Genomic DNA, 9,077 nt, shown 5'->3' on the forward strand with positions numbered 1-9,077 from the left:
GTCGGCGTCCCGCCGACCGGGGCCACGTCGTGGAAGCCGGGCGGGTACCCGACACCGCCGAGATCAGGATGGCCCCGGTCGCGCCGACACCGGGAAGTCCAGCCGGATCCGCGCGGTGCGCCCCCCGCCGCCTCGGCGATCAGACACCCGTGTTCGACCCCGCCGCGCGCCCCGTCAGCGGGAGACCGGCCCCAGCGCCTACGAGCCGGTCCCGTCCGCACTGGGCAGCATGACCCCACGCCCGGTGGCGGTTGCCGTGCCCTGGCCTGAGGCAGGGGTCTCCTCCCACGGCCTCGGACCTTCCCGCCGGTCGGGGGCATGACCGCGACCGCCGGGTGGCGGGTACGAGGCGGCGCGCGTGGAGAGGATCCGCGCAGCGCAGTCGCGGGGGCGCCCGTTCGTGCACCACCCACGGCGGAGGGAGTCGCGACCGCAGCCGCGACCCCCCGTGGCGGGTGGTGGCGACCAGCCGGGGACGCCGGCACACCGGGGACACGGGGCTGGTCACCAGGCGCGGATGTCGGGCGGGACCGCCGAGAGGTCCGGCCGTCCCGCCTCCGTCCACGCCCGCAGCGCCACGCGCAACCCGTCCACGACGGCGGGATCGCCCACGTGGACCAGGTCGCCGCCGGAGGTCAGGAGCGCCACGCCCGACCCGCTGGCGAGACCGGTGCCCCGTCCCCACGGGCCGGCCGCGCTGCACGCCCGGTCCGGATCGGCGGCGAGGACGTGACCGAGGGCGGCCCGACGTTCGGCGTAGCCACCCAGCGCGGTCCCGGCGGCCTCGGTGACACCGTGGCCGAGGAGGTCGACCAACAGCGCCCGGGCGCGGCCGGGGTTCCCGCGCAGTGCCGCCGCACTCAGCCAACACGGTGTCGCGCCGTCCGTGGTGACGGCGTCGACGAACCGGGTCGGTATCCGGAAGTCCTCCGGTGTCCGGTCGTGGGATTCGATGAAGCTGCCCCGGTGCAACGACCTCGGCCGCAGCTGACCGGCCTCGACCTCGGCGCGGAGCACCGCGTGGGCGTGGGCGACCGGAGCCAGCTGCACCGGGGACACCAGGACGGCCCCGTCCTCGGCCTGGTCCAACCAGGCGCGCGGGATGGCGGGCGGGGTGGTCCAGGCGATGATCCGGCCGAACGGCGCCCGTCCGGGCGCGCCGAGCAGACCGTCACCGGCGAGCACCTCGACGTGGTGCCACCCGGCGGCGGTGAACCGGGCGGAGGCGCGGGCGACCAGGCCCTGGTCGACGTCCACCGACGTGACCCGCCCGGCGGGGCCGGTGAGCGCGGCCAACAGCGCGGTGGAGTACCCGCTGCCGGTGCCGACCTCGAGGACCCGGTCGGCGGGCTGGACGTCGAGCAGGTCGAGCAGGTCGGCGATGATGTCCGGCGCGCTGGTCTGGGTGATCTGCTCACCGTCGTCACCGGTGGTCCACTCGTCGTAGTCGATCGCCGAACGGGTCACGCGATGCCGTCCCTTCCGTCGGGGAGGATGCGCCGAGTGGCGCGGTAGCCGAGGTCGTCGGGTTCACCGACGGGTCGCCCGTCGGGGGCCTCCACCCAGGCGTGGAGGCGCAGCGGCGGCCGGATGCTGGTGCCGTAGCACCACGTCACCGCGCGTCGCTGTGCCCACGCCAGCAGCACGACCGCGAGAGAGCGTTCAAGGCAGGCCACCCGTACCGGTAGCCGCCTGGCACCGGCATCGACCGCACTCACGAGGTCCGCGACCTTAGCGCTGGTCGCCGGGCGTCCTGACCTCACCAGGACCTGGACCAGGCGGGTGACGCGGTCGAACCGGACGGCGCGCAGCAACAGCCAGGCACCCAGCGCCGCCCCCGCACCGGATGCTCGGACCATCCACGTTGGCCCCGGATTACCGGTGTCCGGCAGAGCCATCGGCGTACTCACGACCTGTTCCTTCCACTTTTCGAGGTGCCGCGCGTCAGGCGATGTTCGGCCAGCGTCGCCACGAACGCGTCGAGATCGCTCCGCGCCTGAACGACGGTGATGCCGCATCGAGCGGCGATCGTGTCAGCAGCGTGGTCGAGGTCACCGATCTCTTCGATCGTCCGCCACATCAACGAGGCCGTGGGTGAACATTGGTAGATCTTGCCGGTGTGTTCGGCGATGAGGACGAGACTGCCGTCGTGGTGCTCCGCGGACTGGACTCGTGAATCAGTCGTCACATTCACGTCTTCGTACCTCCATCAGATCGTAGCCATGCTTCCAGTGAAATCACGGCGTCGAGGTGACCGAGCGGTACGGCGCGCCCGGAATTGGCGTGCTGAAGCATTTTACGAACCGCGTTGTCGTCGACTAGGCCGAGTGCGGCGGAGTGGCTGTTGGTGAACATTTCAAGTAGTTGGACGTGGTGGTGGCGGAGTCCTTCGTAGTGCAGAGCAGTGAAGGCTCCCTTGGTGGAGCGGGTTAACGCGATGTCCGGCACCACGCCGCGCAATGCTGTCGCGAGTAGGGGCTTGAGCTGATGAGCGTTGGTGCGTCTGGTCGCAGGGGTTGACCAGCAAGCTCGAACCACAGCGTCATCAAGCCAGGGAGATTCGACCGCCAGGCCCGCTTGGGCGGCCAGCTGCGTGAAGCCTCGCAGCTGACGGCCGAGGACAATCAGTCGAATCCATGCGGCGACATCGCCGGTGCCGGCACCCTTCCCCAGGGGCGTGGTCGGTGCTCGGTGGCTTTCGGCGTGCTCGCGCAGCGCGTCAGCGGCAGCGGCGCGCACCGAGTGGGTGAGCAGATGGGGGGTAGGTGAGCCGAACCAGGTTACTCGCTGTTCGCAACGTGCGTCATCCTGCGAGGTGCTGAGGAGCGCATTGGCATAGGCGCACAGCGCGCCACTGTAGGTAGTTGATCGCAACTTGCGGGCCGCTCGATAGACGGCGGTCGGGGAGGTGGTGCGAAGCCGTGCCCATGCCGAGGACTGCCGCCACTGATCAAGGCCAACGAGGTCGGCGAGATAGGCCAGTGGGGCGGTGAGTACAGCGTCGCCGCCCTCTCCAGTCAGATGCCGTCGTGAGCCGTGTTGGCTTATCAGCAGTTGGGTGTACCAGCGTTCGCTGGCGATGCTCCCCGCAGCGCTTACTGGCTCGTCGCACAGCCCCAGCAGTTCTAGATCGCCGAACGGCAGGACACTTGCTGGTGACTCATGTTCATACTGCTGCAGCGAGGGAACAGCCTCGGCGATCGCACGGGCCGTCAGGGCGTCGTCGTTCCCGGAGTCGAGCAAGGTCACAGCCGGAACTCGGCTGTCCTTCGCGACGTGCGCGGCGGCCAACGTCGCGATCGCCGCCGAATCCATCCCACCAGAGAGATCCACCGAGCAAGGCCGCTCAGCTCGAGACCGCACCGCACTGGTCAAAGCTCGTCGCGTTGTCTCGGCAGCCTCGCCCAGGGTCGCAGTAGCTTCGGGTAGCCTCGTGACCTGGCGGACGGAACAACCACCGCATCGCCGCAGATGGAGTGCCCACCCAGGATGTGCGACCGAGATGCCTCGCCAGGGGCTGCCGGTCCACCACACGTCTGCGGCCGGAAGCGCGGCGAGCTGGAGAGCGAGCCATCTCCAGTTCAGCTGAGAACCCAGGACTCGTGCGACGAGGCGGGGAGAGCCACCAGTCAGCACCTGCCCGTCTCTGTCCGTGTAAGTGACCAGGTGCTGCCCAGCTAGATCGCCGCAGATCAGTGCGTCCTGCGGTCGGACCGCAATCACGGTTGAGCTTGCACCGAGGGCAGCGAGCGCGGAGTCATCGCCACGGGCGAGGGCGTGCGCGCCGCGTTTGATATCGCCGGTTGTGTGGCCAAGGATCAGCACCCGGCAGCCTGGAACCTCCGTGAAGTGGGCGGGCTGGGAGTGCCAGACCCGGAACCAATCCAGGTTTCGTTGCTCCCAGCCCGTGACTTCACGCGGCGACGTGACCCACGCATCGTCAGCTTCGGTGCCGAGCCACACCGCGCATCACTCCTTGGAGATCAGTAGTACTTGTTCTTCTTGTCTGCGGTGTCCTGGAAGTCCGATCCGAGGACCAGTTCGGTAATCGCACCGATTTCCACCAGCGTCGGCGGCTCGTACACCGCTTCCTGCTCTTCCATTGGGTGTCTCCTCTCCCTTTACATCGATCGATGGTCACCCCACTCGGGGGTGGTGCGCCTTGGCGACGAGGGTCGGGGTCGCCCTGCCGCCGAGGCTGTCTCGGTCCCCAACTGCGAAGTAGGCGTAGGCCGCGCGAGTGGAACCGCATGGCCAGATTCGCGAGCACTCGTTTCGCGCGGGGTATGGGGTATGTCCGTTGGTGTCGCGTCATATGGAAAACCGAAGCCGAGCGGTCCATCCTTTCGGGTGGTGGAGAACCCCAGTGGCTGCCGCCGGCCGCATGTTCGTTCTTCTGTCATTCGCTCGCAGTGCCGGCACTTGGCTTGCTGGGCCGCAGCGTGTCCAGGCTCCCTCCGTCAAACCCGGTGCCGACCGGACCACACGGTGCACCCTCGGCGGCGGGCCACTCGATGGACAACTCACGCGCCGGCGACGGGCAGCGGGGCGGGGACTGCGTCGACTCGGCCAAGTCAGGCATGAGCAGATAGTGACATGCCGACTACCTTCTGAGAAAAGGTATGCCTGTGATAGGCATAAGGGAGTCGGGGTGCGCATAGCGCGCATAGTGCCGTCAGCTCTGGGTCATCTCCCGGTAGGCGGCCTGGAGTTCCCGGGCCTGCGGCATCCGGCGCGCCTCGACCGCGCGCACGACTTCGGCAGCCCGCCAGAAGTTGGAGGGCACGACGCTGCCCGTACGCATCGCGATCAGCGCGGAGTCGGCCGCCGAGTCGACCTCTCCAGTCTTCACCTGCACCAAAGCCAGATCCAGGTAGGCACTGGCGAGTCTCCTGGGCCATCGGCCTGACTCACTAGCTTTCGGTGTCAACTGGTCGATCACATGCTCAGCGTGTCCCGCTGCTGCCGGATCTCCCAGCCACGACAGGGTGGTCGCGGTGTAGGCGCAGCGTTTCGTTCCGTCATACCGGTAGTGGTGTTCCCGTTCGTCCGCGTCGAGAGCTGGCAGATCAGCAGCCAGGGAGTTCACGGAGTCGACGGCGTGATAGGTCCGCTCGGAATCACCGAGGCGCGCGAGCACGCGGCCCTGCTGGGCGGTGGCCTGGACATGAATCGACGAACCGACCGGAGCGAGGTACCGCGCGGCCTCCGTGAGGTCGTAGGCGCGACGTAGTTGGCCGGCGGTGAGCTGCCGCCATGCCTCGGTCTCCGCCGCCCATGCTCGGATCTCGTCGTGACCAGCGTGTCTCGCCAGCGACGCTGCCGCACGGAGTCTGGCCGTGGCCGCCCCGTGTTGGTTCAGGTCGATGTGGAGCGTCGCGGCCAGCAGGGAGTACCAGGCCCCGGCGACGACCAGCCGCCGGTGTGCGGACAGCGAGAGTTTGGGGCCGTCCAGCAGTTCAAACACGTACCCGAGGTGACTGGTGACCTGCGGGAGCAGCAGCGGCGGAGCGGCGGACGAATAGGCGGTGGCCATCTGGTCGAACCCCTCCTCCAACTGCTGAAGAGTGCTGTCGCCAACATCGGAGGCTTTGACACGGCGGGCGAGTTCGATCGCGGCGAGCCCATCACCAGCGCCACCGTCGACCTGGTTGAGGGCCATTGCGGGTGCGGCGGTGCGTAGTGCGTCTCCCAGGACTTCGGCGAGTGCTTCCACGACATCAGGACTTGGCTGCGAGCGCCCGGATTCGTAACGACTGAGAGCGGATTGCCCGACGTGCACCCGGCGTGCTAGTTCGGTCTGTGTCCAGCCTCGTTCTTGGCGCAGGCGCCGCAACATCCGTCCGAAGTCGGGCATGGTTCCCTCTTCTCGCCGGAATCGTCCCCCGCCGGTGCCTCCACCTGGTCGCGTGTAGCGGTCACGTTGGGCGGGGATTCGCGAACAGGCTACCCACGGGGGAGCGGAGCGAAAGAAGCTCGTCAAGGTTTCATCGCGCGGTTCATGAAGCAGGCCGGATTTCGACTCTTGCCCATTCCTGACGTCTCGGGCGCGCGTTCCGGTCGTGCTCCGCCCTGGTTCACGCCCGCCGGTGGTAGTCCGCACGGCCGGTCAGTCCGGCCGGGTGCGGCAACGGGGCGGCGGGAGCGGATGCCGGGTCGGATGAGGTCGCGCGCTTGGCCGGTCGCGGGTCGTCCTCCTCCTCGGGTACGTCCCCACGGCGCGGGACCCATCGCCGCATCCGGGGGTATCGAGGAGCGATCTCGGCCACCTCAAAGGAAAGTTGCCCGACGGACTCGGAGGATGAATCATCGCAGCCGATCAACGTCGTTTCCCCCAACCCAGTCAGCGGCCCCGGGCCGGCCCCGCGCCGGGCGGCGCACCACCAGGTGGGTGACCCGCGTCGCCCCCGCCGGCCGTCGCGTGCCTGCCGAGCAGCCCACGACCCCCGTTAGGCTGGGTCAACGATGGCCTACCTCGACCACGCCGCGACGACCCCGATGCGACCGGGCGCGGTGTCCACCATGAGCGCGGCGCTGCTGACCCTGGGCAACGCCTCGTCGCTGCACGCCTCCGGCCGTCGGGCCCGCCGCACCGTGGAGGAGTCCCGGGAGGCGATCGCGGACGCCCTCGGCGCCCGCCCCTCCGAGGTGATCTTCACCGGCGGCGGGACGGAGAGCGACAACCTCGCGGTCAAGGGGATCTTCTACGCGCGCCGCGCCGAGGACCCCCGCCGACGGCGCATCCTGGCCTCCGCCGTCGAACACCACGCCGTGCTCGACGCCGTGCAGTGGTTGGCCGACCACGAGGGCGCCGACGTCACCTGGCTGCCGGTCGACACGGCTGGCCGGGTGCACCCGGCGACGCTGGCCGAGGCCATCGCCGAGGACCCGGACGCGGTGGCCCTGGTCACCGTCATGTGGGCCAACAACGAGATCGGCACCGTCAACCCCGTCCCCGAACTGGCCAGGACCGCCGCCGCGCACGGGATCCCGATGCACACCGACGCCGTGCAGGCGGTCGGCGCCATCCCCGTCGACTTCGCGGGCAGCGGGGCGAACGCCCTCACCCTGACCGGGCACAAGCTCGGCGGCCCCGCCGGCGCGGGCGTGCTCCTCCTCGACCGGCAGACCTCGTGCACCCCGCTGTTGCACGGGGGCGGCCAGGAACGGGACATCCGCTCCGGGACCCTCGACGTCCCGGCGATCAGCGCCCTGGCCGTGGCGGTCCGGGAGGCGGTCGGCGACCAGCCGGATCAGGCCGCCCGGCTCGCGGTGCTGCGGGACGACCTGGTCGCCGCCGTGCGCGCCGCCGTCCCCGACGCGGTGCTCAACGGCGACGCCGACGGCCCGGCCACCGGGCCCCACCCCGGGCGGCTGCCGGGACTGGCACACTTCACCTTCCCCGGCTGCGAGGGGGACAGCCTCCTGATGCTCCTCGACGCGAAGGGCATCGAGTGCTCCACGGGCTCGGCCTGCACGGCCGGCGTCGCCCAGGCCAGCCACGTGCTGCTCGCCGTGGGCGCCGACCCGGCCACCGCGCGGGGCTCCCTGCGGTTCTCGCTGGGGCACACCTCGACCGCCGAGGACGTCGCGGCGGTCCGGGAGGCGATCGGGCCCGTGGTGGCCAGGGCGCGCAGCGCGGGCCTGGCCGGGGCCCGGCGGCGTGGCGGACGGACACTGCGAACTTCGGCGGAGGTGTGACCTTGCGAGTCCTGGCGGCGATGAGTGGGGGAGTGGACTCGGCGGTGGCCGCGGCGCGGGCCGTCGCCGCCGGGCACGACGTGGTCGGTGTGCACCTGGCGCTGTCCGCCAAACCCGGGACGCTGCGCACCGGGGCAAGGGGGTGCTGCACCATCGAGGACTCCCGGGACGCGCGCCGCGCGGCTGACCTCCTCGGCATCCCCTTCTACGTCTGGGACTTCGCCGAACGGTTCCGCGAGGACGTCATCGACGACTTCGTCGCCGAGTACGAGGCGGGGCGCACCCCGAACCCCTGCATGCGGTGCAACGAGCGCATCAAGTTCGAGGCGCTGCTGGAGAAGGCGTTGGCCCTCGGTTTCGACGCGGTCTGCACCGGCCACTACGCCAGGATCTCGGCCACCGCCGACGGGGAGGGCGTCGAGCTGCGCCGGGCGGTGGACCCGGACAAGGACCAGTCCTACGTCCTGGCCTCGCTCCGCCCCGACCAGCTGCGGCACGCCCTGTTCCCCGTCGGGGACACCCGGAAGCCGGACATCCGGGCCGAGGCCGAACGGCAGGACCTCGCCGTGGCCAGGAAACCCGACAGCCACGACATCTGCTTCATCCCCGACGGGGACACCCGGGCGTTCCTCGACGCCCGGGTCGGCAACCGCTCGGGCGACCTCGTGGACGACGAGACCGGGGAGGTGCTGGGCCAGCACGGCGGGGTGCACGGGTTCACCGTGGGCCAGCGCAAGGGCCTCGGTCTCGACCGACCCGCGCCCGACGGGCGCCCGCGCTACGTGCTCTCGCTCGAACCCGTGTCGGGCACGGTCCGCGTGGGTTCCGCCGAGCGGCTGGCCGTGACCGAGATCGTCGCCGACGACCCGGTGTGGCCGACGGGACGACCGCTCGACGGGCTGGTCGAGTGCATCGTGCAGATCCGGGCGCACGGCGGCACCGCCCCGGCGGTGGCCGAACGGGACGGCAACCGCGTGCGGATCAGGCTGCGCGACAGCGTCCGGGGGGTGGCTCCGGGGCAGGTCGCCGTCCTGTACCGACCGGACGCCGAAGCCGGTGATCTGGTGCTGGGTGCGGGCCGCATCAGCGCCACCTCCTGACCAAGCCCGTCACGGGCTGGCCGGCACGCCCCGAGCCCAGCCCGTGGCCCCGGGGACCGCGTCCACCTCAGGCCGGGGACCAGTCGGTGTTGGCGCCGCAGATCACCACGCACGGGAGCCGACCGGGAACGTCCCCGGCGAGCCAGGCCGCGAAGGGCACGGCGGCCGCCGGCTCGGCGGCGATCCGGAACTCCTCCCACAGGCGGTCCCTGGCCGCCAACAGCTGGGCGTCCTCCACCAGGGCGGACCGCAGGTTCGGGGCCGAGCCGAGCACCG

8 protein-coding genes and 1 pseudogene are annotated in these 9,077 nt (G+C 70.6%); 2 read left to right on the forward strand and 7 right to left on the reverse strand.

The features are described 5' to 3' along the window. Positions 1-504: 504 nt before the first annotated feature. From ACTIDRAF_RS31920 to ACTIDRAF_RS0210540, 6 genes are all read right to left on the reverse strand, one after another. Entirely contained in the window at positions 505-1,467 is a 963-nt protein-coding gene (locus tag ACTIDRAF_RS31920) for a protein-L-isoaspartate O-methyltransferase family protein (protein WP_016698701.1), read from the reverse strand. Next, positions 1,464-1,859: a lasso peptide biosynthesis B2 protein gene (locus ACTIDRAF_RS28210; RefSeq protein ID WP_016698702.1), complete on the reverse strand. Its 396-nt coding sequence runs from the start codon at positions 1,857-1,859 to the stop codon at positions 1,464-1,466. Before ACTIDRAF_RS28210 ends, ACTIDRAF_RS31920 begins: the two co-directional genes overlap by 4 nt. A 47-nt stretch (positions 1,860-1,906) precedes the next feature. Then, complete coding sequence (locus ACTIDRAF_RS0210530) at positions 1,907-2,188, reverse strand: PqqD family protein (RefSeq protein WP_016698703.1); 282 nt, start codon at positions 2,186-2,188, stop codon at positions 1,907-1,909. A 2-nt stretch (positions 2,189-2,190) separates the two neighbouring features. Then, positions 2,191-3,963 (reverse strand): asparagine synthase-related protein, encoded by a 1,773-nt coding sequence (locus tag ACTIDRAF_RS34885; RefSeq protein ID WP_083886225.1) that lies wholly within the window; start codon positions 3,961-3,963, stop codon positions 2,191-2,193. A 20-nt stretch (positions 3,964-3,983) separates the two neighbouring features. After that, positions 3,984-4,103, reverse strand: coding sequence for a lasso RiPP family leader peptide-containing protein (locus tag ACTIDRAF_RS33745; RefSeq protein ID WP_016698704.1), 120 nt, complete (start codon positions 4,101-4,103; stop codon positions 3,984-3,986). A 572-nt stretch (positions 4,104-4,675) separates the two neighbouring features. Then, positions 4,676-5,857: a helix-turn-helix domain-containing protein gene (locus ACTIDRAF_RS0210540; protein WP_039786744.1), complete on the reverse strand. Its 1,182-nt coding sequence runs from the start codon at positions 5,855-5,857 to the stop codon at positions 4,676-4,678. 608 nt (positions 5,858-6,465) lie between these two features. On the opposite strand from ACTIDRAF_RS0210540, the gene ACTIDRAF_RS0210550 reads away from it, so the two are divergent. Together ACTIDRAF_RS0210550 and mnmA are read left to right on the forward strand one after the other, a co-directional pair. After that, positions 6,466-7,701 (forward strand): cysteine desulfurase family protein, encoded by a 1,236-nt coding sequence (locus ACTIDRAF_RS0210550; protein ID WP_016698706.1) that lies wholly within the window; start codon positions 6,466-6,468, stop codon positions 7,699-7,701. Positions 7,702-7,703: 2 nt separating this feature from the next. Next, positions 7,704-8,801, forward strand: a complete 1,098-nt coding sequence (gene mnmA, locus ACTIDRAF_RS0210555) for a tRNA 2-thiouridine(34) synthase MnmA (RefSeq protein ID WP_026065968.1) — start codon at positions 7,704-7,706, stop codon at positions 8,799-8,801. Between the two features lie 67 nt (positions 8,802-8,868). Here the strand turns inward: mnmA and ACTIDRAF_RS0210560 are convergent. Further along, positions 8,869-9,077 (reverse strand): annotated as a pseudogene (locus tag ACTIDRAF_RS0210560) (threonine/serine dehydratase); the annotation flags it as partial.

Origin of the sequence: Actinoalloteichus spitiensis RMV-1378 (assembly GCF_000239155.1) — a bacterium.
GTDB lineage: Bacteria > Actinomycetota > Actinomycetes > Mycobacteriales > Pseudonocardiaceae > Actinoalloteichus_B > Actinoalloteichus_B spitiensis.

Bases quoted from the DNA above. Each gene is read 5' to 3' on its own strand.
- ACTIDRAF_RS28210 (WP_016698702.1), bottom strand. From the start codon at position 1,859: ATGGTCCGAGCATCCGGTGCGGGGGCGGCGCTGGGTGCCTGGCTGTTG.
- ACTIDRAF_RS33745 (WP_016698704.1), bottom strand. From the start codon at position 4,103: ATGGAAGAGCAGGAAGCGGTGTACGAGCCGCCGACGCTGGTGGAAATC.
- ACTIDRAF_RS0210540 (WP_039786744.1), bottom strand. From the start codon at position 5,857: ATGCCCGACTTCGGACGGATGTTGCGGCGCCTGCGCCAAGAACGAGGC.
- ACTIDRAF_RS0210550 (WP_016698706.1), top strand. From the start codon at position 6,466: ATGGCCTACCTCGACCACGCCGCGACGACCCCGATGCGACCGGGCGCG.